The sequence below is a fragment of the Mesorhizobium helmanticense genome, from assembly GCF_003034915.1.
GTDB lineage: Bacteria > Pseudomonadota > Alphaproteobacteria > Rhizobiales > Rhizobiaceae > Mesorhizobium > Mesorhizobium helmanticense.
The window spans coordinates 68,406-93,130 of the sequence record NZ_PZJX01000057.1 but is presented as its reverse complement, the minus strand read 5'-3'; the positions used below and the strand labels follow the sequence as shown (position 1 = coordinate 93,130).

General features: G+C 64.1%; 25 protein-coding genes. 6 read left to right on the top strand and 19 right to left on the bottom strand.

The window, feature by feature from the left end; translation table 11 throughout:
- Window positions 1-120 precede the first annotated feature (120 nt).
- On the top strand, window positions 121-798 hold the full coding sequence (gene rpe, locus C9427_RS29655) for a ribulose-phosphate 3-epimerase (RefSeq protein WP_107652582.1): 678 nt from the start codon (window positions 121-123) through the stop codon (window positions 796-798).
- A 24-nt stretch (window positions 799-822) separates the two neighbouring features.
- Here rpe and C9427_RS29650 read toward each other — a convergent pair whose 3' ends face one another.
- Genes C9427_RS29650 through C9427_RS29640 form a run of 3 tightly spaced genes read right to left on the bottom strand, consistent with a single transcriptional unit; the run spans window position 823 to window position 3,981 of the window.
- Window positions 823-2,196, bottom strand: coding sequence for an amidohydrolase family protein (locus C9427_RS29650; RefSeq protein WP_107652581.1), 1,374 nt, complete (start codon window positions 2,194-2,196; stop codon window positions 823-825).
- Window positions 2,196-3,062 carry a dioxygenase family protein gene (locus C9427_RS29645; RefSeq protein ID WP_107652580.1) on the bottom strand — a complete coding sequence of 289 codons (867 nt, stop codon included), beginning with the start codon at window positions 3,060-3,062 and terminating at the stop codon, window positions 2,196-2,198. The genes C9427_RS29650 and C9427_RS29645 overlap by 1 nt, the downstream gene beginning before the upstream one ends.
- A 46-nt stretch (window positions 3,063-3,108) precedes the next feature.
- The gene (locus tag C9427_RS29640) at window positions 3,109-3,981 is read right to left on the bottom strand and encodes a fumarylacetoacetate hydrolase family protein (RefSeq protein WP_107652579.1); all 873 of its coding nucleotides are present in this window, start codon (window positions 3,979-3,981) and stop codon (window positions 3,109-3,111) included.
- Between the two features lie 135 nt (window positions 3,982-4,116).
- Between C9427_RS29640 and C9427_RS29635 the strand changes: the two genes are divergently transcribed.
- The 3 genes from C9427_RS29635 to C9427_RS29625 all read left to right on the top strand — a co-directional run bounded on the left by C9427_RS29635 (window position 4,117) and on the right by C9427_RS29625 (window position 6,338).
- Window positions 4,117-4,425, top strand: a complete 309-nt coding sequence (locus C9427_RS29635) for a YciI family protein (protein ID WP_245437214.1) — start codon at window positions 4,117-4,119, stop codon at window positions 4,423-4,425.
- Between the two features lie 38 nt (window positions 4,426-4,463).
- Window positions 4,464-5,462: a Gfo/Idh/MocA family protein gene (locus C9427_RS29630; protein ID WP_107652577.1), complete on the top strand. Its 999-nt coding sequence runs from the start codon at window positions 4,464-4,466 to the stop codon at window positions 5,460-5,462.
- A gap of 102 nt (window positions 5,463-5,564) precedes the next feature.
- Entirely contained in the window at window positions 5,565-6,338 is a 774-nt protein-coding gene (locus C9427_RS29625; RefSeq protein ID WP_107652576.1) for a GntR family transcriptional regulator, read from the top strand.
- A 6-nt stretch (window positions 6,339-6,344) separates the two neighbouring features.
- On the opposite strand, the gene C9427_RS29620 is transcribed toward C9427_RS29625, so the two are convergent.
- Window positions 6,345-7,115 carry an SDR family NAD(P)-dependent oxidoreductase gene (locus tag C9427_RS29620; protein ID WP_107652575.1) on the bottom strand — a complete coding sequence of 257 codons (771 nt, stop codon included), beginning with the start codon at window positions 7,113-7,115 and terminating at the stop codon, window positions 6,345-6,347.
- A gap of 143 nt (window positions 7,116-7,258) precedes the next feature.
- Between C9427_RS29620 and C9427_RS29615 the strand changes: the two genes are divergently transcribed.
- Window positions 7,259-8,623 carry a malonyl-CoA decarboxylase gene (locus C9427_RS29615; RefSeq protein WP_107652574.1) on the top strand — a complete coding sequence of 455 codons (1,365 nt, stop codon included), beginning with the start codon at window positions 7,259-7,261 and terminating at the stop codon, window positions 8,621-8,623.
- Here C9427_RS29615 and C9427_RS34255 read toward each other — a convergent pair.
- Window positions 8,620-8,859 carry a hypothetical protein gene (locus C9427_RS34255; RefSeq protein ID WP_167434528.1) on the bottom strand — a complete coding sequence of 80 codons (240 nt, stop codon included), beginning with the start codon at window positions 8,857-8,859 and terminating at the stop codon, window positions 8,620-8,622. The genes C9427_RS29615 and C9427_RS34255 overlap by 4 nt on opposite strands.
- Here C9427_RS34255 and C9427_RS29610 point away from each other — a divergent pair.
- Window positions 8,848-10,374, top strand: coding sequence for a malonate--CoA ligase (locus tag C9427_RS29610; RefSeq protein WP_107652573.1), 1,527 nt, complete (start codon window positions 8,848-8,850; stop codon window positions 10,372-10,374). The genes C9427_RS34255 and C9427_RS29610 overlap by 12 nt on opposite strands.
- A gap of 11 nt (window positions 10,375-10,385) precedes the next feature.
- On the opposite strand, the gene C9427_RS29605 is transcribed toward C9427_RS29610, so the two are convergent.
- From C9427_RS29605 to C9427_RS29540, 14 genes are all read right to left on the bottom strand, one after another.
- Window positions 10,386-11,504 carry an NADH:flavin oxidoreductase/NADH oxidase gene (locus C9427_RS29605; protein WP_107652572.1) on the bottom strand — a complete coding sequence of 373 codons (1,119 nt, stop codon included), beginning with the start codon at window positions 11,502-11,504 and terminating at the stop codon, window positions 10,386-10,388.
- Window positions 11,505-11,682: 178 nt separating this feature from the next.
- Window positions 11,683-12,078, bottom strand: coding sequence for a cupin domain-containing protein (locus C9427_RS29600; RefSeq protein WP_167434533.1), 396 nt, complete (start codon window positions 12,076-12,078; stop codon window positions 11,683-11,685).
- A gap of 108 nt (window positions 12,079-12,186) precedes the next feature.
- Entirely contained in the window at window positions 12,187-12,906 is a 720-nt protein-coding gene (locus C9427_RS29595) for an SDR family NAD(P)-dependent oxidoreductase (protein ID WP_107652570.1), read from the bottom strand.
- Between the two features lie 18 nt (window positions 12,907-12,924).
- A complete protein-coding gene (locus tag C9427_RS29590) occupies window positions 12,925-13,224 on the bottom strand; it encodes a putative quinol monooxygenase (protein ID WP_107652569.1) in 300 nt (99 codons plus the stop codon).
- 17 nt (window positions 13,225-13,241) lie between these two features.
- Window positions 13,242-14,219 carry a zinc-dependent alcohol dehydrogenase gene (locus C9427_RS29585; protein ID WP_107652568.1) on the bottom strand — a complete coding sequence of 326 codons (978 nt, stop codon included), beginning with the start codon at window positions 14,217-14,219 and terminating at the stop codon, window positions 13,242-13,244.
- A gap of 20 nt (window positions 14,220-14,239) precedes the next feature.
- On the bottom strand, window positions 14,240-15,220 hold the full coding sequence (locus C9427_RS29580) for a Gfo/Idh/MocA family protein (protein WP_245437216.1): 981 nt from the start codon (window positions 15,218-15,220) through the stop codon (window positions 14,240-14,242).
- Between the two features lie 88 nt (window positions 15,221-15,308).
- On the bottom strand, window positions 15,309-16,088 hold the full coding sequence (locus C9427_RS29575) for an SDR family NAD(P)-dependent oxidoreductase (protein WP_167434532.1): 780 nt from the start codon (window positions 16,086-16,088) through the stop codon (window positions 15,309-15,311).
- A gap of 55 nt (window positions 16,089-16,143) precedes the next feature.
- A complete protein-coding gene (locus tag C9427_RS29570; RefSeq protein ID WP_107652565.1) occupies window positions 16,144-17,211 on the bottom strand; it encodes a 2,3-butanediol dehydrogenase in 1,068 nt (355 codons plus the stop codon).
- Window positions 17,212-17,233: 22 nt separating this feature from the next.
- A complete protein-coding gene (locus C9427_RS29565) occupies window positions 17,234-18,001 on the bottom strand; it encodes an SDR family NAD(P)-dependent oxidoreductase (protein ID WP_107652564.1) in 768 nt (255 codons plus the stop codon).
- A 56-nt stretch (window positions 18,002-18,057) separates the two neighbouring features.
- On the bottom strand, window positions 18,058-19,026 hold the full coding sequence (locus C9427_RS29560) for an ABC transporter permease (RefSeq protein ID WP_107652563.1): 969 nt from the start codon (window positions 19,024-19,026) through the stop codon (window positions 18,058-18,060).
- Window positions 19,026-19,988 (bottom strand): ABC transporter permease, encoded by a 963-nt coding sequence (locus tag C9427_RS29555; RefSeq protein WP_107652562.1) that lies wholly within the window; start codon window positions 19,986-19,988, stop codon window positions 19,026-19,028. Before C9427_RS29555 ends, C9427_RS29560 begins: the two co-directional genes overlap by 1 nt.
- On the bottom strand, window positions 19,985-21,505 hold the full coding sequence (locus tag C9427_RS29550; protein WP_107652561.1) for a sugar ABC transporter ATP-binding protein: 1,521 nt from the start codon (window positions 21,503-21,505) through the stop codon (window positions 19,985-19,987). The genes C9427_RS29555 and C9427_RS29550 overlap by 4 nt, the downstream gene beginning before the upstream one ends.
- A gap of 68 nt (window positions 21,506-21,573) precedes the next feature.
- A complete protein-coding gene (locus C9427_RS29545; protein ID WP_097574645.1) occupies window positions 21,574-22,728 on the bottom strand; it encodes an ABC transporter substrate-binding protein in 1,155 nt (384 codons plus the stop codon).
- A 238-nt stretch (window positions 22,729-22,966) separates the two neighbouring features.
- Window positions 22,967-24,718, bottom strand: coding sequence for an extracellular solute-binding protein (locus tag C9427_RS29540; RefSeq protein ID WP_167434531.1), 1,752 nt, complete (start codon window positions 24,716-24,718; stop codon window positions 22,967-22,969).
- Window positions 24,719-24,725 lie beyond the last annotated feature (7 nt).

Genomic DNA, 24,725 nt, shown 5'->3' with positions numbered 1-24,725 from the left:
TTGTCGACATTTGAAGTCATCGCGGCGGGGACAAACCGGCTTCCCCTTTTCCAGATCATGGTCTAGCAAGTCGATCCAGACGAAGCGCCCGCAAGCAAGGGCGCCTGGAAAGGCCGCATCATGAGCAAGAAGACCCTGATCGCGCCATCGGTGCTGGCGTCGGATTTCTCCAGGCTCGGCGACGAGGTCGAGGCGGTGGCGGCGGCCGGCGCCGACTGGATCCATCTCGACGTCATGGACGGGCATTTCGTGCCCAACATCACCTTCGGCCCGCCAGTCATCAAGGCGATCCGCAACCGCACCAAGGCGTTCTTCGATTGCCATCTGATGATCGCGCCGGCCGATCCTTATCTGGCGGCCTTCGCCGACGCCGGCTGCGACGGCATGACGGTTCACGCCGAGGCGGGGCCGCATCTCGACCGTTCGTTGCAGACCATCAGGAATCTCGGCAAGAAGGCCGGCGTGTCGCTCAATCCGGCAACGCCGGAAAGTGCGATCGAATATGTGCTCGACCGGCTCGATTTAATCCTGATCATGACCGTCAATCCGGGCTTCGGCGGCCAGGCTTTCATTCCGGCCATCGTCGACAAGGTGAAGCGGGTGAAGGCGTTGATCGGCAACCGGCCGATCCGCATCGAGATCGACGGCGGCATCTCGCCTGAAACAGCGCCCTTGGTCACCGCCGCCGGCGCTAGCGTGCTGGTCGCCGGTGCGGCTATCTTCAAGGGCGACGGCGTCGAAGCCTATCGGGCGAACATCGAGGCGATCCGGACGGCGGCGGACAAGGCAGTCGGCTGACGGGCGGCTGGTAGACGCCGCGCCTCAGCCATTCAACTGCGTCGGGATGCCGAGCTGCGAGACGATGCGCCTGCCCGAGGTTTCGAGGTCGCGTTTCACGCGGGCCCCATCGCTCCACAGCAGCTTTCCGTCGCGCTTCCTGAATTGGCCCGCGATCATCACGCTTTCCACATTGCCGACATTGGACTGCATGATGACGGTCGAATAGGGATCGTGAACCGGCCACATGTTCCAGTCCGTGGCGCGCAAAATGGTGATGTCGGCCTGCTTGCCCGGCGTCAGCGAGCCGATCCGGTCGTCCAGCCCAAGCATCCTTGCGCCTTCCAGGGTGATCCAGCGCAATGCATCGCGGGTAGAGACCGTGCAGGCTTCAGGGATCGCGCCGGTGGTCCGGCGCGATAGATCATTGTCCAGCGAGCGCTGGCACGCGAGCGCCATGCGCGCCACCGTGAACATGTCGGTGGAAACCAGCGATTCGATGTCGACGCCGAAGGAGGGCTGCCCGCCTGCCGCCAGCACGCGGCCCGTGATGGGAAAGCCGTGGCCTTGCGTCATCTCGTTCTCCGGCGTCACCGTGAAGGAGACGCCGGCGCCGACGAAGCGCCTGATCTGCTCGTCGCTCAGATTGTTGCCATGCACGACATTGATGCCGGGTCCGACCAACCCTTCCGCCTCCAGCCTCTCCCAGCCGCCCGGCGTCTTGGCCTCGCCGCCGCCCTGATGCATCGAGGCGACCATGCCAAGCTCGCGCGCCAGCCGGAAATCGGCGCGGGCGACATCCATGGTCGAGTAATGCGGCCCGAGGATAGCCAAGCCGAGCGTCACCAGCTGATCGCGGCCGGCAAAGCGGTCGCGCCTCAGGCGCTCGATCTCGTGGCGCGGATGCGGCACTTCGGAAAAATGCGGCCGGCCGGGCTTTGGGTCCGGCTTCGGCGACCCGTGCAGGAAGACCGAGCGGATGCCGCTTTCGAACAGCGCCTCGACGGCGGCATCGGTATGGTCTGATGTCGGATTGTTGTGGCACCAGTCGCCGAGCGTGGTCGCCCCGGCATTGATCTGGCCGATCGCCCCGGCAAGCGTGGCGATGTAAATGTCCTCGGGCCGGAAGGCTGTCGCCAGGCCCCGGTGCACCCAGCGGAAATATTCGAGCAGCGTCATGTTGGAGGTGAGGCCGCGCAGCCCGGTCTGCCACGTATGCATATGGGCGTTGACGATGCCGGGAATGACGATGCGCCCGCGCCCGTCGATCACCTCGGCCTGATCCGCCTGCAAGTTCTGCCCGACGGCGGCGATCCGGTCGCCGGCCACCAGCACGTCGCCATCGAGGAAATCGCCAACGCTGTCGTCCATCGACAACACGATGGCGTTGCGGATCAGGGTGCGCGGCTCTTGCGCCATTAGGCATTGCCCTGCAGCGGCACCAGCGTGAAATCGAAATCGAGCCGCTTGTCCGGCCGCCGTTCAAGGCCAGGTGGACCGGCGTCGCCGCCGCGCATCGCGTCCAATTCTCTCACCAGCGGCTCGCGCACGCCGAAGACAGCGTCATTGTCGACGAACTTGTCATGGGTGAAGAAGATTTCGGTGACGATTGGCTTGTGGCGTTCGGCCTTGACGATGAAGTGGAGATGCGACGGCCGCCATGGCGACCGGCCAGCCGCCGCCACGACCGCGCCAACCGGACCGTCCATCGGGATCGTATAGGGCGCCGGCTCGACGGTGGTGAAGGCATAGCGGCCCTCGGCATCACATTCTTGCTTGCAGCGCAAATTGTCGTCGTCCTGCGCTGCGTCCTGCGTGGCATATTCGCCTTTCGCATCGGTCTGCCACATGTCGACGATCGCCCCGGGGATGGGCTTTCCGGCCGTGTCCCGCACAACGCCGGTAACCAGCAAGGTCGTGCCTTCATTGTCCTTGACCAGATCGGCGCCGAAGGGAACCGTCGGGCTGTCGTCCGAATAGAAGGGGCCAAGCACGCTGCCGATCGTGGCGCCCGGCGTTGCGTTCAAGAGATCGACCAGCGAGGTCACGCCCATGACGTCGGACAAAAGCGCGAATTCATTGCGCTTGTCGTCGCTGATCTGGCCGGCCCGCCACAGGAAATCGACCGTCGCCAGCCATTCCTCATGCGTCAGCCCGACCTCGCGGACGAAGGCATGGACATGGTGGGTGAGCCGCTGCAGCAGGTGACGCAAGCGCGGGTCGGGCGCGTTGTTCCAGGCCTGCTGCACGGCCTCGGTGATGTTGTCGGCGATGATGTCGCGCATGGTGCCGTCTCCTCCCGTGCCGGCCTGTCACTTCCCTACCCGCTTGTCACTTGGCGGTGGAACGCGGTTCTTCGGCCGCGATGCTGTTGCGCAGGATGCCGATGCCTTCGATCTCGACCTCGACCACATCGCCGGGGCCCATCCAGAGCGGCGGCGTGCGCGCATAGCCGACGCCTTGCGGCGTGCCCATCGCGATCATATCGCCGGGCTCAAGCGTCATGAACTCGGAAATGATCGAGACCGCCATGGCAACCGAAACCATCATATCGGCGGTGCTGGCATTCTGCACCGTCTCGCCGTTCAGCCGGCAGGCGATGCTGAGGCCGGAAGCGCCGGCGGGAAGCTCGTCCGCTGTCACGATGACCGGACCGACCGCACCGGTCCTGTCGAAATTCTTGCCGGGTGTCCATTGATGCGTCTTGCGCTGATAATCGCGGATCGAGGCATCGTTGAAGCATGTGTAGCCGAAGACATGATCCAACGCATCGGTCTTCGGGATGTAGCGTCCGGCCCGCCCGACGATCACCATCAGCTCGGCCTCGAAATCGAGTTTTTCCGAGACGTGCGGCGCGATGATCGCCTCGCCCGCCGGCAGCAGCGATGTTGCCGTGCGCAGGAAGATCGCCGGATAGTCCGGCACCGCGTAGCCGCCTTCCTGCGCATGCGCGCGGTAGTTCAGGCCAAGGCAGACGATCTTGCCTGACGGCTCAAAAGGCAGCGCCAAAGGCGTCGTCGCCAGCGGCTGCCAGGCGGCGGGCGGCAGGACCTCAACCTGTTTGGCTATCGCGGCGAGCCCGTCCTTGCCCCAGTTGATGAGCTCGAGCAGGTCGGGGCTCGACGAGCCGAGCACGGCGATGTCGGTCCCGCGCACGACGCCCAGCCGCCGCTCGCCATCCTCGATGCAAACCGCAAAACGCATGAAATCCTCCTATGATCTCCTCTGTTAAAATCGCTAATTTTGCTGATGTCAATATATTATCGATTTTATTGCAAAGCGCGGCGTATTTCCCTATGGTCGGGACGCCAGACCGATTCAGGCCCACACAGGAGAAAAATGCCCATGCTTTTCGCCATCCATGCCCTTGACGGAGACAGTGGCCCAGAGGGTAGAAGCCTCCAACGCCGGCTGGCCAGCCAGGATGCGCACAAGGCGCATCTGACGACGGCGGCGACCTATGGCGTGACCCTGGTTATGTCCGGGCCGCTGGTGGAAGACGACGGCACCACGATGAAGGGCAGCCTGTTGATCGTCAACGCCGAAGGGCGCAGCGTAGTCGAGGCGTTCAATGGCGCCGATCCCTACAAGAAGGCCGGCGTCTGGGGGAGCGTGACCATCACCGGCTTTCAGAAGCGCCAGGGCTGACGAAAACCCGGAAGTCGATCGAACAACGGAGGACAGGGATGCGTGTCGCGGTCGCGGGCCTTGGCTGGTGGGGCAAGCAGATCATCTCGTGCCTCGGCAAGAATGCGCGCTTCGAGGTGCTCTACGGCGTCGATCCGATGCCGCCGGACGGTGCGCTCGATTTCCTTGGCCAGCATGGCGTCGGCCATGCCGCCGATCTGGCCACGGTGCTCGCCGACGATGCCGTCGAAGGCGTCATCCTCGCCACGCCGCACCAATTGCACGAGGAGCAGTGCCTGGCGGTGATCGCCGCCGGCAAGGAATTATTCTGTGAAAAGCCGCTTACTATGACCGCTGCAGGTGCTGCCCGTGTCATCGAGGCCTGCCGCAAAGCCGGCAAGATCCTCGGCATCGGCCATGAGCGCCGCTACGAGGCCTGCTTCGAGCAGGTCCAGAAACTGCTCGACAACGGCACGCTGGGCAAGCCGCTGCTGTTCGAGGCCAATATCAGCCATGATCTGTTCCGCGGCATCGACCGTTCGAACTGGCGGCTGGACCCGAGGCACGCGCCGGCCGGCATGATGACGGCGACGGGCATTCACCAGACCGATCTCTGCGTCGCCTTCTTCGGCGCTGCCGCCGAAGTCCGCGCGCAGACGTCGAGCCTGATCTTCGAGCCGCCCGCCACCGATTTCGTGACCGCGTCGCTGACCTTCAAATCCGGCGCGCGCGGTACGATCACCCTTCTGTCCTGCACGCCCTATTACGGACGCGTCACGGTGTTCGGCGACAAGGGCTGGATCGAAATCGTCAGCGAAGGCAATGTCGACCAGGGCAAGCCGACCATCGTTACCGTCTGCACCGGCACAAGAGAGCCGCGTCAGGTGACGGTCCATCACCCGGCCGACACGGTGACCGCCAATTTCGAGGCCTGGGCCGCTGCCGTCGCCGGCGAGAAACCTTATCGCTTCACGCCCGCCCAGCTTCTCGACAACATCAAGCTGTTCGAGGCCATCGTCACCTCGGCGAACCAAGGCGGCGCGGCGGTTCGCCTTTGAAGCGAGGTCTTGCCCTTGAGGGCCGCAAGCCCGACATTGTAGGATAGGTGAAGAGCCGACCATGGCGGATGCGGCAACACTACGCAGGCAACAGGAGCCGCATTGACGTACGCAACGGCCGATCTGAATGACGAGGACGCGGTGCCCAAGAGCACACTCGCCAGCACCGTCTATCATCAGCTTCGCGATGACTTGCTGCACGGCGTGCTTGAAACCGAAAGCAAACTGCGTGTCGAGTGGGTGGTTTCGCGCTACGGCGCGGGCGCTTCGCCCGTTCGCGAAGCCCTCAACCGCCTTGCCTCGGAAGGCCTGCTCGGCCGCCACGACCAGCGCGGCTTCTTCATCATGCCGCTCAGCGCGGCCGAGTTGGAGGAACTGACGCGCACCCGCTGCTGGCTGGAGGAGCGGGCGCTGCGCGAAGCCATCACCAACCGCACGCATGAATGGGAAGAACAGCTCGTGCTGGCGCTGCACCGCCTGTCGCGTACGCCGCGCCGTTTGCCTGAGGATCCCCTGGCGATCAGCTCAGATGAGACCAATCCCGCCCCAACCAATCCAGATTGGGAGAAGCTGCATCGCGCCTTCCATCGCGCGCTGATTTCGGCCTGCCGGTCGCGCTGGCTGGTGGGTTTCTGCGACCAGCTTGCCGACCAGGCCTATCGCTACCGCCAGATGGCGCGCGGCGGCGCCGGCGTTCAGCGCGACGAACTCGGCGAGCATCGCCTGATCGCCGAACGTGCCCTTGACGGCGACGCCGATGGCGCGGTCCAGGCCTTGCTCGACCATTATCGCCTGACGACGGCATTGTGCATGGAGCGCTTCAGCCAGAGCGAGGAACCGAAGACGGCCTCGGGCAAGGCGCGTAGGCGGCAGTAGGCGTTTTCAGCCTGCCGTGCTGCCGCCATCGACGAACAGGACATGGCCGGTGACGAAGTCGGAAGCCCTGGCCGCCAGGAAGATCGCGGCGCCGACAAATTCCTCCGGCTCGGCGGGGCGGTTAAACGGGATGCGCGACATGAAGAGATCGCGCACTTCCGGTGTCTTGAGGATGAAATCGGCAAGAGGTGTCTTGATGACCGACGGTGCGATGCAATTGACGTTGATGCGATGCTGCGCCCATTCCGTCGCCAATTGACGCGTCAGAAGATGCACGGCGCCCTTGCTGGTGCCGTAGCTGACATAGCCGAGCGGATGACCGACAAGCCCACGCACCGAGCCGATGGTGATGATCTTGCCGCCCTGGCCGCGCGCGATCATGCCGCGCGCCACCGCCTGTGCCGGCAGGAACGTGCCTTTGACATTGATCGCCATGATGCGATCGAATTCCTCAGGCTCCAGATCGACCGCGGCGGTGCGCCTGGCAAAGCCGGCCGCCGTCATCAGAATGTCGATCTTGCCGAGCGCCGCCTCGGCCTTGGCGACCGCGTCGGCGACGCTTGCCGCATCGGTGACGTCGCAGGGAGCCCCGATCACCGTGCCCTTGGTATCCAGCCCCTTGACCGCGGCGTCGACCTTGTCGGCATCGAGATCGGAAATGACGACGGAGGCGCCGGAAGCAAGATAGGCTTCGGCCACTGCGACGCCGAGCCCGCCGCCACCACCGGTGATGAAGGCGGTCTTGCCGGTCAGCGTGAATTGCCCTGCCACATCCATGAAAATTCATCCTTCCGCGAGAAAACCTTCAGGTCATTTTTAGCGATTTTTATTGCCACGTCAAAGTTATATCGATATTTTCCGGAGAGACTTCGCGTGTTCCCGAGCCTGCCTGCGCGGCTCCAATTCAGTGGCCAGGATTGATGGACCGCAGCCCCTTCTTCGCCGATCTCCTGAACACCATCGCCGATCGCGGCCGGATGATGCTGAACCTCGTTCGCGGCGACGAGCCGGTCTCGGCCGACAGCCTGGCGCGTCTGTGCACGCGTCTACTTTCCAGCCAGGGCGAGGCCTCGGGTGTCGCCTATGCCCGCGAAATTCTCGAGCGCTGGCGCGCGCTTGATGCCGACGGCAGGCTGGCCTTCCTGCATGTGCTGCGCGATCGTTTCGGCACCGATCATGCCAGGCTTGCCGATGCGGTGGATGCCTATCGCGACGCGCCTGACGATCGCACGGCGCTCGCTTTGCACGACGCCGCCGAGCCGGCCAGGCAGGAGCTGCTGCGCCGCCTGAACCTTTCGCCCGGCGGCATCGAGACGCTGGTGCGCATGCGCGAGGATCTGCTCGCCCGGCTGCCCGCGTCACCTGATCTTGCCATCGTCGATGCCGACTTCACGCATCTCCTGTCATCGTGGTTCAACCGCGGCTTCCTGGTGCTGCGCCGGATCGACTGGTCGACGCCGGCCAACATCCTGGAAAAGATAATCCGCTACGAGGCGGTGCATGCCATCCACACCTGGGACGATCTGCGTCGTCGCATCGAGCCCGACGACCGGCTCTGCTATGCGTTCTTCCACCCGCAGCTCGGCGACGAACCGCTGATTTTCGTCGAGGTCGCGCTTACCCGCGCCATGCCCCTGACGATCGCCGAACTGCTTGCCGACGAACGGCCACCGGTGCAGCCGCGGCTGGCGACGACGGCGGTGTTCTATTCCATCTCCAACTGCCAGGAGGGCCTGCGCGGCATCTCCTTCGGCAATTTCCTGATCAAGCAGGTGGTCGAGGACCTGCGCCGCGATCTTCCAGGACTGACCGATTTCGTCACGCTGTCGCCGGTGCCGGGTTTTGCCCGCTGGCTGGCCGAACAGACCGATCCATCCGCCGCCGAGGCGCTGAACCTCGTCGCCAACGAGGGCTGGCATGCGGACCCTGCGCTGCGCGAGCGCGCGGGCCAGCACTTGCTCCCTCTGGCGGTGCAGTACTTCCTCGAAGCCCGCACCACCTCGGGCAAGGTGATCGACCCGGTCGCGCGGTTCCATCTCGGCAATGGCGCGCGGCTGGAGCGCATCAACCTTCTCGGCGATCTGTCGTCGCGAGCCTTGCGGCAGGCGCATGGCCTGATGGTCAACTACAGCTACAAGCTCGACGACATCGAGAAGAACCACGAACTGTTTGCCGCCAAGAACGATGTGGCGGCCGCGCCCACCGTGCGCCGCCTGCTGCCGAAAGCCGTAGTGAGGTCGGCCACGCCGCAGCTTTTGCCGCCTGGTCGATCCGCCCAACCCTAGAGCCGGATGATTTCAGGTCGAATCGACCTGAAATCTGAATCCGGCTCTAAATCAAAGAGATAGAGCATGATGTCGTCCGAAAACCGCTTCACACTTTTCGGCATCATGCTCTGGAGCAATTCCAGGAAAAGTGTGAAACGGTTTTCCGCCCGGAATTGCGCAGAAACAAAGAGATAGAGCGGTTCGGCGTTTCCGTGAAACGATGAACCGTTCTGGAGGGAAAGATGAGCAATCATTTGTTCGATGCGTTTCGCGCCCGGATGCCGGCGCCCGGACGGCTCTTGATGGAGACGGATGACGGGCGCTCGCTGACCTATGGCGACATGCTGGCGCGGTCGGCGCAACTGGCGCATGCGCTGCTGCAACTGGCCGTGGAGCCGGGCGATCGCGTCGCCGTCCAGGTCGAGAAGAGCCCGGAGGCGGTTCTCCTCTATCTCGCCTGCCTGCGCGCCGGTGCCGTCTTCCTGCCGCTCAACACAGCCTATACGCTGACCGAGCTCGGCTATTTCTTCGGCGATGCCGAACCGCGCCTGGTCGTCTGCGATCCCCGCAGCGCGACCGACATCGAACCGTTGGCGCAGGCATCGGGCGCTACGACCGTGACGCTCGGCCGCAACGGTGAAGGCTCGCTGATTGACCAGGCCTCGCGGCAGTCCGCGGATTTCCATGATGTGGCGCGCGGACCGGACGATCTGGCGGCGATCCTCTACACGTCGGGCACGACCGGCCGTTCGAAAGGCGCCATGCTCAGTCATGAAAACCTCGCCTCCAACGCACGGGTGCTGGTCGAGCACTGGCGCTTCACCTCCGATGACGTGCTGATCCACGCGCTGCCCATCTTCCACACGCATGGCCTGTTCGTCGCCACCAATGTCATCCTGATGGCCGGCGCCTCGATGCTGTTCGAAACCAAATTCGATCCGGCCCGCATTGTTTCCCTGCTGCCCCGCGCCACCGCGCTGATGGGCGTGCCGACCTTCTATGTGCGCCTGTTGCAGCAGGACTGCTTGAACAGCCAGGCGGCCAAAAACATCCGCCTGTTCATTTCCGGATCGGCGCCGCTGCTTGCCGAGACGCACAAGGCCTGGCGTGAGCGCACCGGCCATTCGATCCTCGAGCGCTACGGCATGACCGAGACCAACATGAACACGTCGAACCCCTATGATGGCGAGCGGCGCGCCGGGACGGTCGGCTTTCCCTTGCCCGGCGTAGCACTGCGCATCGCCGACCCCGACGGCGGTGGCACGCTTGCCCAGGGCGAAGTCGGCATGATCGAGGTGAAAGGCCCAAACGTCTTTTCCGGCTATTGGCGCATGCCGGAGAAGACCCGGGCCGAGTTCCGCGCCGACGGCTTTTTCATCACCGGCGATCTCGGCATGATCGACGCCGACGGCTATGTCCACATCGTCGGGCGGGGAAAAGATCTGATCATTTCCGGCGGCTACAACATCTATCCGAAAGAGGTCGAGAGCGAGATCGACGCCCTTGCCGGCGTGAGCGAAAGCGCTGTCATCGGCGTTGCCCATCCGGATTTCGGCGAAGGCGTCACCGCTGTCGTGGTGCGGGCGCCGGCGTCGACCATCGCTGCTGCCGATATCGTCGGCGCCATCGCCGGGCGGATCGCCAAATACAAGCACCCGAAGCAGGTGATCTTCGTCGACGAACTGCCGCGCAACACGATGGGCAAGGTGCAGAAGAATGTTCTGCGCGAGACCTACAGAGATCTCTACGTTCCTCAGAAAGCCGGCTAACGGCGCGGAAGTCAGGCGGCAGGCTTCTGCCGGTTCGGGAACACGGACGGCCGCGCGTTGGGATGAGCCGGCATGGCGCGCGGCGCATAGGGCGCCTCGGCGCCCAGCTCCTCGGCCGCGTGCCAGGCCCAGCGCGGATCCCACATGGCGCCGCGCGCCATGCAGATGAAGTCTGCCTTGCCGCTGGCGATGATCTCCTCGGCCTGCCGCACACCGGTAATCAGCCCGATCGCCATCGTCGGAATATGAGCTTCACGCCGCACCGCTTCCGCGAAAGGCACCTGATAGCCGGGGGACAGCGGTATCTTCTGGCGCGGATCAAGCGCTGCGCTCGAGGCGTCGATATAGTCGCAGCCGAGCGCCTTCAATTCCCTGGCCAGCACGATCGTATCGGCGATCGTCCAGCCGCCATCCACCCAGTCGGTGGCGGAAACGCGCACGCCCATCGGCTTGTCCTGCGGCCATGCCGCCCGCGCTGCCGCGAAGGTCTCCAGCAACAGCCGCATGCGGTTTTCGAGGCTGCCGCCATAGGCGTCGGTGCGCACGTTCGACAGCGGCGACAGGAACTGATGCATGAGGTAGCCGTGGCCGGCATGCAGTTCGATCAGGTCATAGCCGATGCGTTCGGCACGGCCGACCGCGGCGACGTAGTCCGCCTTGAGCTCCGCAATGTCGTCCAGCGTCATCGCCCGCGGCACATGCCAGCCCTGATCATAGGCGAGCGCCGAAGGCGCCACCGTCTGCCAGGCGCCTTGCTCCTCCGTCAGCGGCTTGCCACCGAGCGCCGGTGGCAGGGTCGATCCCTTGCGGCCGGCATGGCCAAGCTGGATGCCATGCCTGGCGACGCCATACTGCCGGCAGAAATCGATGATCCGCTTCAGCGCCCGCTCATTGTCATCGGTGCAGAGCGTTGCGCATTTCAGCGTGATCCGGCCCACCATGTTGACATTGGTCGCCTCGGTCATCACCAGCCCGCCGGAGCCGCCCAGCGAGAACTGGCCAAGCTGCAATATGTGCCAGTCGGTGGCCGAGCCCTCGACCGAATTGTACTGGCACATCGGCGACACGACGATGCGGTTCGGCAAGGTAAGCGCTCTGAGCGAGATCGGCGAAAACAGAGCACTGCTCATTCCAAATCTTCCTCCCTGCGCCGCTCGCATACCGGATCATGCCAAAGCCGAACGGGCGAGGCATGCGCAATGATTCTCAATATGAACCTCGGGTCAGGCCCAAAAAAAAGGCCCGCTACTTGCGTAGCGGAGCCAGGTCCTGGGAGGAATTTGCAAGTAGAGAACGGCGAGGCGCCTGTCAGCCAGGCAGCTCGGCCTTTTCGGCTTCGCTGCCGGCGCCGCCCGGCGGCAGGAAACTCGCGGCGAAGGCCAGGGCGCGCAGCGGCGCGTCGCCGACAGGCGCGATCGTGTGCACCGCGTTCGGCGGAATGTGGATCAGGTCGCCGGGCACGACCTCGCGCTTCTCAGTGCCGATCTGCATCAGCGCGCGGCCCTTCAGCACGTAGTAGAATTCATGCGTGTTGTGCCGGTGCGGCTCCAGATGGGAGCCGGCTGATATCTCGAACTCCGAGACATATTCGAGATAGGAGCCTTCGGTCTCGGCGCGCATGGCTTCCTTCGGCACCATGAAATAGGTGCGGCATGTGCCGCCATGTTCGATGGTCGGTTCGATCCTTGCGTTGGTCACGTTCATGTCTTCCTCCGCTATTGCATGTCGCCCAAAAGTGCGCAGCGGTTTTGGGGGCAACGACATGCATAAAAACAAGGCAGTGAGGCGCATCGCGTCTGAACGCGGCGCGCCTCACTGCGCCAGGTAACCGCCGTCGATCACCAGCTCGCTGCCGGTGACGAACGAAGAATCGTCACTTGCCAGGAACAGGCAGCCATTCGCCACCTCGCGCGGCGTTCCCATCCGGCCCATCGGCGTCTGCGCGATGATGCCGGCGTTCATGTCGTCCGACTGGGCTTCGACCAGCGGTGTGCGGATCAGCCCGGGATGCACCGAATTGACGCGGATGTTTTCGGGCGCGTAGGTCACCGCGGCATTCTTGGTCATGTTGCGCACGCCGCCCTTGGCGGCATTGTAGGCTGCAGCGCCGGCGACCCCGACGCTGCCCCAGATCGACGAGAAGTTGACGATCGAACCCTTGCCGGCCTTGCGCATGGCTGGCAGCACCGCCTTGATGCCGAGAAAACTGCCGGTGAGGTTGACGGCGACGACCGCGTTCCAGGCGTCGAGATCGGTTTCCATGAGCTGCTCATAGGCGCGCACGATGCCGGCATTGTTGACCAGAATGTCGAGCTTGCCGTGCCGGGCGAGGATGGTCTCCACGGCCTTTTCCCAATCGTCCGGCCTGGAAACATCCAGCGTCAGCGCCTCGATACCCTTGGCCGGCTTCACCGGCTTGACGTCGCCGGCATAGACAACGGCGCCTTCCTCGGCAAAGAGTTCGGCGACCGCGCGGCCGATGCCCTGCGCCGCGCCGCTGACCAGCGCTATCTTTCCATCAAGCTTTGCCATGAAGGCGCCTCCCGGAATCTATTTGCTGATCATCGTCATCAGCCGGATCTGCGGCGGCACCGCGAACAGCTCGCCGGCGCGGCGCGCGAATTCATGCAGGTTCGGCGTTTCCATGTGCTTGTCCCACTCCGCCCGGTTCTTCCAATTCTCATAGAAGGTGAACTCGGCCGGCTTGTCGTCGTCCTGGTGCAGGTCGTAGTCGATGCAGCCAGGCTCCGCCCGCGTCGCGTCGATCAGCGACAGCAGGAATTTCTTCGTCTCTTCGATCGTGTGGGGCCGGGCGACGAGATGCGCGACGACGGTCAATTGCTTGGACATGATTTTCTCCCCTTGGTTCAGGCCGTCAGCGTGACCTTGATGCACTGGCTGGCATCCTTGCCGAGCTCGAAGGCGGCGACCGCCTCGTCGAGGCCGAATGTGTGGGTCTGGATCGGCGTCAGGTCGATGCCGGTCCGCTCGAGGAAGCGGATCGCCGCCGGCCACACGCCCGGCGAACCGATACAGCCCTTGACCGTCAGGTTCTTGATCTGGATCTTGCCGAGTTCGACCGGGATTTTGCGGCCGATATTGATGCCGACCATCGACACGCGGCCGTCCTCGCGGGCGAATTCGAAAGTGTTGGCAAGCGAAGCGTCGTGGCCGGACGCCTCGACCACCAGATCGGCGCCCTTGCCGCCGGTCAGCTCCATGACCTGCGCGACGGCGTCCTGTGCCGGATCGACGGCCTCGGTCGCTCCCAGCCGCAGCGCCACCTCGCGGCGGCGGGCGATCGGGTCGACGACGATGACGCGCGCGCCCATGCCGATCGCGGCCGCCGCCGAGACCAGGCCGATCGTGCCGCCGCCCGAAATCACCACGGTCTCGCTGGCATTGGTGCCGCCCGAGCGCAGCACCGCATAGAAGCCGCAGGTGAACGGCTCGATCAGCGAGGCGCGCTTGTCGTCGATGCCCTCGGGCAATTTGTGCAGCCAGTCCGGATTGACGGAGAAGTACTCGCGGTCGGCGCCGTCCATCGAGAAGCCGAAATGGTGCAGCCGCTCCGGCGTGCGCACCACGCATTCGCCGACGACACGGTCGCCGACGCTCCAGCCCTTGACGCCACGGCCGACCTCGATGATCTCGCCGCACCATTCATGGCCGGGCGTCACCGGATAGGAGATCGGGATGATGTAGCGGCCGGCCAGGAGTTCGTAGTCCGAATGGCAGATGCCGACGGTCCTGGTCTTGATCAGGACCTCGCCATCGCCGATGCCGGGCATCGGCCTATCGACGATCACAGGCTTGTCGGGCGTTTCAAAGACCAGCGCGCGCATTTGGATGTCTCCCGTCTCGTTCAGCCGACCGTCTCGACCATTCCGGTCGCCGCCGACTTGATGATGCTTTCGAGGATGGCGATGTTGTTGATCATGTCCTCGCCGGTGATCGGATAGGCCTGGCGGCCGCGCACCGCCGCGGCGAAAGCCACCAGATTGTCGCGCACCGGTTCGGCCGGGCCGACCTCTGCCACTTCGATCGGCGTGCCGGTCGAGGCGCTGGTGACCACCCAGCCGGCCGGCGCCTCGACATGCGCCTTGTCGCGAACCTCGATCCAACCCTTGGTGCCGAACACGGCAAAGCGCGAGACGAAGGGCGTGGCCAGCGTCGCCGAGACATAGGCCGTGCCGCCGCCATGGAAGCGGATATGCGCGCTCAGCGTGTCGCCTTGCGGGATCTGCGATGCGAGGTTCTCGCAGGCGACGCGGACATCGCGCGCCGGCCCCAGCAGCTTCGCCGACAGGTCGGTCAGATGGATGCCGGTTGCGGTCATGCCCGCTGCCGGCGCCTGGCTGGCGTTCAGCCGCCAGTTCGACGGATCGAGGCCGAGGAATTTGTCGTGGCTGAAATTCGCCTCGACCTGCAGGATGCGGCCGAGGCGGCCATCGGCGGCCGCCGCCAGCATGCCGGCGATCGGCGGCTCGAAGCGCCGCTCATGCCCCATGCCGAGAACGAGCCCCGCCTCCCTGCACAGCGCCACCGCCTTTTCCGCACCGGCCTTGGTCATCGCCAGCGGCTTTTCGCAAAAGACATGCTTGCCCGCCGCCACCGCATCCGCGATCTGCTGTTCGTGCAGCGAATGCGGCGTCGCCAGGATGACGGCTTCGACGTCGGGGCTCTCCAGGGCCTCGGCATAATTCCCGAGCAGCTTCAGGCCATGCTCGGCGCAGAATTCCTCGGCGCCGGGCGCGGGCTCGACGGCGCAGACCACGTCGAGATGCGGCCTGGCGCCTTCGAGCACCGCCACCATCTTGCGGCCCCACCAGCCGAGGCCAACCATTGCCACTCTGACTGGCCTATCCTGCGATGAAATCATGCTCGGTTCCGATTCTGATGCTTGTCTCTGCCCGTTGCTTCGAGCAGGAATCCTATGAAGCCGAGTAGCCGGCATCGGTCATCAGCACATGGCCGGTAATGCCGCTCGCCGCGTCCGAAGCCAGGAAGGCAACAGACGCCGCGATTTCGGCCGGCTGCAGCAGGCGCTTCATCGGCGTGTCGTTGATCCAGGTCGCCATCACGTCGGGCTGCGCGGCGCCGACCTTCTTCAGCATTTCGGTTTCGGTGTAGCCCGGCCCGACCGCATTGACGCGGACATTGTAGGGCGCCCATTCGACGCCGACGACGCGGCAGAGATGGGCGACACCGGCCTTGGAGACGTCATAGCCGGCATGCAGTTCCGGCCGCACCGCCTTGATGCCGGCGATCGAGGAAATGCACACGACGCTGCCGCGCTTGCGCTCGACCATGCGCTTGCCGAAGGAGCGCACGCAAAAAAAGATGCCGTCGAGGTTGATCGACATGCAGCGACGCCAGTCCTCGTCGGAATGATCCGCGGTCGTGCTTTCGTAGGAGATGCCGGCATTGGCGACCAGTATGTCGATCGCACCGAACTCCTCATTGAGGCGAGCCGCGGCTTTATCGACATCGGCGCTGTTGGTGACGTCGATCTTGATGCCCTTGGTCTTGAAGCCCTTGTCCGACCATTCCCTGGCGGCGTCGATGACGCGGTCGGTAACGTCGGCAAGCACGACGGTCGCACCGAGGCTGCCCAGCCGCTCGGTGATCGCGCTGCCGATGCCGCCGGCCGCACCGGTCACGATTGCCGTTTTTCCCTCGAGCGAATAGTTCGCGAATGCGTTGCTTGCCATTTCGATATTTCCTCCAGTCATTGCTTTGGGTCACGGCAGCGGGGCGATCGCCCGCCTAGACGCTCACCAGGATCTTCAAATGCTTGCCGGCCTTGTCGAGCAGGGCCTCGAAGCCTTTCTCCACCACGTCCTCGGCCGAGATCTTCGCCGTCACCACCTTCTCCAGCGGCAGGATGCCGGCCTCGACCATGCGGATGACGCGCGGCCACACCTGCACCGGGTAACACCAGGTCGCCTCGACCGTGATGTCCTTCAGCGCCCACAGCATCGCGTCGATGCTGGCGGGCTTCATGTGCAGGCCGGTTTGCACCACCTTGCCCTGGCGGCGCACCGCCCGGGCGCAGGCGTTGAGGCTTGCTTCCAGTCCCACGCATTCAAGCGCGACGTCGACGCCGACGCCTTCCTCGGTCAAGTCGGCGATGATCTCGTCGAGATTGTCCTTGGTCGGGTCGATGGCGATGCAGCCGGGCACCAGTTCCCTGGCCTTGGCCAGGCGGTTGGGGTTCGGCTCGCTGACGAAGATCTGCGCAGCGCCCGCCGCCTTGGCCGCCAGCAGCGTCAGCGCGCCGATCGGTCCGGCGCCGGAGACCAGCACGGTCGAGCCAGACTGCACGCCGCCGCGGTCGGTCCCATAGATGGCGACGGCGGCCGGTTCGATCATCGCCGCCTGGATGTCGCTGACGCCGGCCGGCACCGGCACGACGTTGTAGTCGTTGACGATGGCGAGTTCGCTCATGCCGCCCCATTTCCAGCTCAGGCCGACACAGGCCATTTGCGGGCTGAGGTGATAGAGCCCGCGCCGGCCGAAATAGTCGTCGCGCGGCGAGATCAGCGGCTGGATCGAAACGCGGTCGCCGACCTTCACATTGGTCACCCCGGAGCCGATGTCGACGACGACGGCGCTGAATTCGTGGCCGAGGATCTGCGGGTTGGTCGCGCCGCTATAGACATGCGGGGTAACAGGCGTGACGATCGGCCCGGCGATATATTCGTGCAGGTCGGTGCCGCAGATTCCGGTGATGACCGGCTTGATCAGCACGTCATGCGCGCCGAGCCTGGCAGTCGGCTCGGCGACGTCCTCGACCCTGATGTCCCTGGCTGCGTGGAATCGGACGGCTTTCATGCTCTGGTCTCCGGAAATGCGATCACTGTGTCGTGTAGCCGCCATCGACGACGAGGCTGGCGCCGGTGACGAAACGCGCTTCCTCCGAAGCGAGGAACAGCACGCAGTTCGCCACATCCACCGGCTCGCCGAGGCGCAGCGGATGCTTCTCCTTCATCATGTCGAGATAGGCCTGTTTACCCTTGGGATAGGTGTCGGCGCACTTCATGAATATCTCGGTCATGGTGGAGCCGGGATGCACCGCGTTGACGCGGATGCCGTAGGGCGCGTAGCAGATTGCGTCCGTCTTGCTCATCATCAGCGTCGCGCCCTTGGTGGCGTGGTAGGGCGGGATGTCGTCATTGCCGATGAGGCCGTAGATCGACGAGAAGTTGACGATGGCGCCGGACTTCTGCTCCATCATCGGCCGTACCGCATATTTGGTGCACAGGAACGTGCCTTTGACATTCACGTCGAACACTCGGTCCCATTCCTCGACCGTCACCTCATGCGCGAATTTGTTGACGCCGGTGATCGCGGCATTGTTGACCAGTATGTCGAGGCGGCCCCATTTCTTGACGACCTTGTCGACCGCCGCCTGAACCTCCTGCTCCTTGGTGATGTCTACCTTCAGGAAGATCGCCTCGGCACCCCCTTCGGAAAGCTCCTTCGCCAGCGCCTCGCCGTCAGCCTCGAGCACGTCGATGATCGCCACCTTGGCGCCTTCCTCGACGAAGCGGCGAACCGTAGCACCCCCGATGCCGCGCGCGCCGCCGGTGACGATGGCGACCTTGTCCTGAAGCCTGCCCATTGTGTTCCTCCTTGAACGATTGTCTGCGAGCCGGCCGACGCCTGCGCGAGCGGCTGCTAGATGCGCCGCCGCACGTAGAAGGCGGCGGCCAAGACGATGACCATGCCCTTGATGATGATCTGCAACTGCACCGGCAGCCCGAACAGCAGCACGGCGTTGAAGACGACGACCAGGATGGCAGCGCCGAACAGCCCGCCGAGGATGCCGCCCTGGCCGCCCGAAAGCGATATGCCGCCCATCACCGCAGCCACGATCGAATCCAGTTCAAAGCCGCGGCCGACCCAATTGTCGACGATCCCGACATAGCCGCTCAGCACCAGGCCGGCGATTGCCGCGAGCGCACCGGAAATGACATAGCCGATGATGGTGACGCGGTCGGCGTTGATGCCGAGCAGCCGCGCCGTCGTCGGGCTGCCGCCGGTGATATAGACCTCGCGGCCGAAGCGCGACTTGGCCAGCACGACGCCGAAGACGATCGCCAGCACGACAAGCAGCATCATATTGTAGGGCACGCCATGCCAGGTCGCCGAGCCGATAAGGCGAAACAGCGGCGGCACGTTGCCCGATGGCGCGCCTTGCGTATAGGCAAACCGAAAGCCCTGCAGCACGATCATCGTCGCCAGTGTGGCGAGGAAGGGCGAAACGCTGCGCTTGGTCACCAGCCAGCCATTGACAAGGCCGGTGGCGATGCCGATGCCGACGGCGATCAAGAGGATCGAAAGCACGTCGGAGTTCTGGCCGGAGAATCCGGTCGCGATGACCGCCGCGGTGGCCATCACCGACGACACCGAAAGGTCGAGGCCGCGCAGGATGATGACGAAGGCCTGGCCGATGACGACGATGCCGAGCGGGGCAACCTGCAGCAGCATGTTGGAGATGTTGCTGGTCGACAGGAAGGCCGGCGAGACAATGCCCGAAACGGCGATCAGAGCGATCAGGAAGATCGGCAGCGCATAGGGCGACAGCCGGCTTCTCATCGAAATCGCCGGACCCTCCGCGCCGCTTGCTTGAGAGACGTCGACCATCAGACCCTCTTCTTCTTCTCGACATAGATCGACACCGCCGCGATCACGATCAGGCCCTGGGCGATGAGCTGGTAATGCGTCGACACGTCCATGAAGTTGAGGACGTTGTTTATAAGCGAGACGAGATAGACGCCAAGCAGCGTGCCGAAAACGCCGCCCTTGCCGCCGCTGAGCAGCGTGCCGCCGACGACCACCGGCGTGATCGACGCGAGCGTGTAGTTCAGTCCCGTGTAGGGCTGTCCGACGCTGAACCGGCTGGTCAGATAGATGGCGGTCAGCCCGCAGCAGAAGCCGGAAAATCCGTAGACCGTCAGCATCACCCGCGCCCGGGGCAGGCCCATCAGCCGCGCGCCGACCTCGTCGTCGCCGACGGCATAGATGTAGCGGCCGAGCCTGGCATAACGCAGGAACAGCGCCACCAGCAGGAACAGGACCAGGATAAAGACGGCACCGATCGGCAGGCCGAGCACCTTGCCATAGGCGAGGAAGTTGAAGCTCGGCGGCACCGAGCCCGCCGGTCCCAGCGAATAGAGCAGGACGATGCCTTGCAGCACCGCGCTCATGCCCAGCGTGACGATCAACGGGTGGACGCGCAGCCAGATGATGAGCAGGCCGTTGCAGATACCGATCAGCAGGCCAAGCAGAAGAATGCCGATGGCCACCGGCAGCACCATCGACACCTTGCCGGCGATCAGGCCGGAGGTCAGCGTCGACAGCAGGCTGATCATCGAGCCGACCGAAAGGTCTATGCCGCCGGTAAGGATCGCCAGCGTCTGGCCGAGGCTGACCAGGGCCAGGCCCGTCGACTGCTCGAAGATGTTGAGGATGTTCGACGTGGTCCGGAACCGGTCTGAAATGAAGGCGCCGAAGATCAGCAGGATGACCAGCAGCGCGGCAACGACCAGGACGCCCTGGTTCGCGCGCAGCCTCGACGACAGTCTGATGGGAGCCAGCGCGGTCATTGGGCAAGGATCTCCGCCGTCGGCGCCTTGCCGGTCGGATGCTGGGTCGCAAGGCTCATGATGGCTTCCTCGCTGATATTGGCTCCGGTCAGCTCGCCGCTGATCGCGCCCTCGCGCATGACGACGACGCGGTCCGACATGCCGACCACTTCGGGCAGTTCGGAACTGATCATCAGGATGGCGATGCCTTCGCCGGCGAGGCCGCGCATGATGCGGTAGATCTCGGTCTTGGCGCCGACATCGACGCCTCGGGTCGGCTCGTCCAGGATCAGCACCTTGCGGCTGGTGCGCGCCCAGCGCGCCACGATCACCTTCTGCTGGTTGCCGCCCGACATCGTCGCCACACCGGTCGCCGGACCGCGGCAGACGACCCGGTAATTGTCGATTTCCTTGCGGGCGATCTCGTTTTCCAGCCGCCGGTCGATCAAACCATTGCGGGTCACCGCCGAAAGGTTGGCGGCGCTGATGTTGGCGGCGACATCGAGGAACATCGCCAGCCCCTGTCCCTTGCGGTCCTCGGTGACGAAGCCGACGCCCTTGCTGATCGCCGTTGCCGGCGTGATCGCGTCGACCTTCTCACCGTCGATCCACACACTGCCGGACGACATCGGCAAGCCGCCGAATATGCCCATTGCCAGTTCCGTCCGGCCGGCGCCGACCAGGCCGGCCAGCGCCGTGATCTCGCCGGCGCGGACTTCAATGCCAGCATTCCTGACGCGGCCCTCGACGGAGACGTTTTCCGCCTTGAGCACCACCTTGCCCGGCTCGCCTTTCGGCTTCTTCGGCGGGAAGATGTCCTTCAGGTCGCGCCCGACCATCATCGAGATCAGCCTGTCGCGGGTGACATCGCCGATGTCCTTCGTCGCGACATGCGCGCCGTCCTTGAAGACGGTGACGCGGTCGGCGATCTGGAAGATCTCCTCGAGCCGGTGCGACACATAGAGGATAGCGACGCCCTCGGCCTTGAGAGCCGCCAGCCTGGCGAACAGGAGATCGGCCTCCCGGCCGGAGATGACGGCCGTCGGTTCGTCGAGGATCAGGAGCTTGACCTTGTGGACCAGCGCCTTGGAGATTTCGACCATCTGCTGGTCCGCCACCGTCAGCTCCGAAACCAGAATCTGCGGATCGATATCGACGCCGAGCCTGCGCAAAAGGTCGGACGCGTCTTGGCGCGTGCGCGCGTGGTCGACGAAACCGAAACGGTTGCGCCGCTCATGGCCGAGATAGATGTTCTCGGCCACGCTCAGATGCGGAAACAGCACGAATTCCTGATAGATGACATGGATGCCGGCGTTCTTGGCGTCGGCGGGCCTCGCCCACTGAACGGGCTTGCCTTCGAATTCCATCTGGCCGGCATCGGGCTTGTAGACGCCGGCCACGATCTTGATCGTGGTTGATTTGCCGGCGCCATTTTCGCCGACTAGCGCATGGATCTCGCCTGCGCGCACGTCGAGATTGATGCCCGACAGCGCCTGCACACCGATGAAGCTTTTTGAAATGCCCGAAAGATTCAACATTCGCTCTGTCCAATTTGCGGGATGACCCGAGGCCACTTGCCCCGGGTCACCCTGGCGAAATCGAAAGACTATTGCGGGTAGTCGACCTTGAAGGTCTTGGGATCGTAGTCCGGTCCCATGCCGCCGGTGATCAGCATGTCGGGCGCACCCTTCGGCACCACCAGGTCGGTCAGCCGCAGCGGCGTTTCGATCGACGGTGTGTTGTCGCCTTCCGAGACCGCGATCTGCGAGTTGATCGTATAGATGCAAGGCACCGGCGCACCGGCCAGCACCTGCAGCGCGACGTCGACCGAGATGCCGCCCATCGCCGGCGGATAGCCGACTTCGAGCATCGGCACCTTGTGCTCGATCGCCATCTGCAACGGGCCGTTGACATCAGCCGTGGTGTGCGGCGGGATTTCGCCATCCTTGTAGCCGGCTTCGATGAAGGCCTCGATCGAACCCGGCGTCTGCAGGCCGTGCGCCGACCAGACGGCGTTGATCTCCTTGCCGTACTTCGCGATCATCGCCTGCATGACCTGCTTGCCCTTGACCGGCGACCAGTCGGAATAGACGGTTTCGAGCACCTTGATGCCGGGATACTGCGCGAAGACCTCGCGCGCCGGCTTTTCGCGGTTTTCGGACGGGCTCGATCCTGCCTGGCCCGCCAGCATGATAACATTGCCCTTGCCGCCGAGCTTCTCGACGATCCACTGCGCGAACAGGCGGCCCATCATGGCGTCGGACGCCGTCACGAAGGTGACGAAATTATCCGAGGCGATGCGGCGGTCGACCATCACCACCGGAATCCCTGCCGCCATCGCCTGCGACACGGCCGGATCGAGCGCCTGCTGCGTGTTGGCGCTGACGATCAGGAGATCGACGCCGCGCGAGATCAAATCCTGGATGTCGGCGACCTGCTTGGCGTCGTCATGGCCGGCATCGGTTATGATCAGCTTCTTGATCTGGTCCTTGTGCTTGGCGGCGGAGGCCTCCATGGAATGCAGCATCACGACGCGCCAGGAATCGCCGAGGCCCGCGTTGGAGAAGCCGATCGTATAGGGGCCTTCCTTCTTGTACTGCGATGTGTCCTTGAAGCAGACGTCGGTGTCGGGATTGTAGAGATAGGTCCGCGGAGCGCCGTTATAGAATTTCGCGTCCTGCGCCAGAACGGGGGCAGCCAAGGCGGCCAGACCGGCTGCGCCCACCAAAAGCATGGCAAAGCGTCTTGAGATATTGCTCATTTAGAAGTTCCTCCACCTGCGTTTCAGCCGGGGGCTCGTGCTGCGGCGCAGCCGACCCCGTCGCGCCCGGCGCATGGTTCCGGGGCGTTCCTGTTGCTTGGTCCGGTCGATTTGACTGGAGACGCCCTCCCTGGCGTCTAACAGGAGAGTTGCAGTTCTGATGTTCGGATCAAACTGCAAAATTTATCATTTTGAGACTTTGACCGACGCTCCGAGCGCCCGGTCCCGACGCCGGCGCTCAATAGTGGCCCGCTGCCCGCATCACCTTGTCGATGCCGTTCTGGCAGCGTTCCAGCGCCTCGCGATCGGTGAGTTCGCCATTGAGCGCGGCGAAGATCTCGTCCCCGATGATCTTCTCGATGAGCGTATATTCGGGGATCGGCGGCCGGTGCCAGCCATGCAGCTTGTTCTGCTTGGCCAGCCTGTCGACCATGCGCACGATCGGCGTCGTCGCTGCCGCCTCGGGATCGGCGGTGACGCTGAAGCGGGGCGCCACCGGTATGCCGTTCTTGACATGCTCCTTCATCGCGGCAGGCGACGCCATCCAGGATATCGCCTCGAAGGCAAGCTTGGCGCGTTCCGGCGGCAGGCCGGCGGGGATGGTCAGCAGGAAGCCGCCGACGGGACCGACCACCGCGCCGCCCGGCCCATGCGGATGCGGCAGATACTCGACCTTGCGCTTGACCACCGAGCGGATGTCGTACTCGAAGCGCGAGGCCCGCATCGTCCAGCAATAGATCATCGCCGACTGGCCGAGCATGAAACAGTCGAGCGCCCGGTTCCAGTCCATGACCAGTATGTCCGGTGGCGAGAAGGCCAGCAGCCGGCGCATATAGTCGAGCGTTTTCATGCCTTGCTCGGTGTTCACGCGCGGCCGGTACATCTCGCCGGCCATATGGCTGTAGTCGAAGGCGACGCGCGCCATCGGCACGTTGATGACAGGCGTGCCGCAGGCGCCCATGAAGAACATGAAGGAATGAGCGATCGGCATGCCGCGCGCCGCGTTCCAGACGACGCCGTGCATGCCGCGCTTGGGATTGTGAAGCTGGCGCGCCGCATCCAGCACCTTCTCGAAGCTCGTCGGCATGTGCAGGTCATGGCCCTCGAACAGGTCCTTGCGCACCGCCAGCGTCTCGATGGTGCAGTAGATCGGCACGCCATACTGCACAGTATCCCAGTTTCCGGTCGCCCAGATGTTGGGGTGGAAGTCGAGCGAATTGATGCCGCTGTCGACCAGGAAACTGTTCAGCGGCTGCACCAGCCCGTGTTTGACGACCTCGCCCAGCCACGGGATGTTGACGGCCATGACATCGTATTCACTGGCCGGGCGGCGCGCATTCTTGAAGATCTCCTTGTGCAGCTCCGGCAAAGCCAGCAGGCGGAAATTGCGCCGCGAGGACAATTTGCTGCGGAAGTCCGACCACATGTTGCGCATCGACGAAAAGTAGTTGTCGTCATGCAGCAGGAAGCGCAGGTCCTGGCTCGGCGCTTGGCGGTTCTCCATCAGCTTGAGCGGCGGAATGATCTGGTCGGCAAGGTAGGAGCCGCCGAAATAATACTCCTCCGCATTGGCGCTGCCGCCGCCGAGCCCGAAGGTCTCGGCGAGCAGCGCCTTCACCCGGATGGCGTAGGCGACGAAATTGGATTTGAGCTTTCTGCTGGGAACCAGGAAATACGACTTTCCCGTCACGCTGCGGCTCAGCTGTTCGACGTCGCCATCGTCGATCAGCTTGTGGATGCGCCGCATGGCGCTCGGAAACGGGATCTGGGAAACCGACGCCAGCGACGACATGGTGACGGTATCGCCGCGCAGATGGCTCTTCATGAGATAGAGGACGATATTCCACACCGGATCGGGGATGGCCGCGTTGAGCTTCTCATCATAGGGCGCGCGGATGCGCTCGAGGAAATTGATGATGCGAAGCAACTCGTAATCGGTCATGCGATCGGTTACCGGCCCTTCGTGCAGCTCTTCCACCAAACCTAACACCGGATCC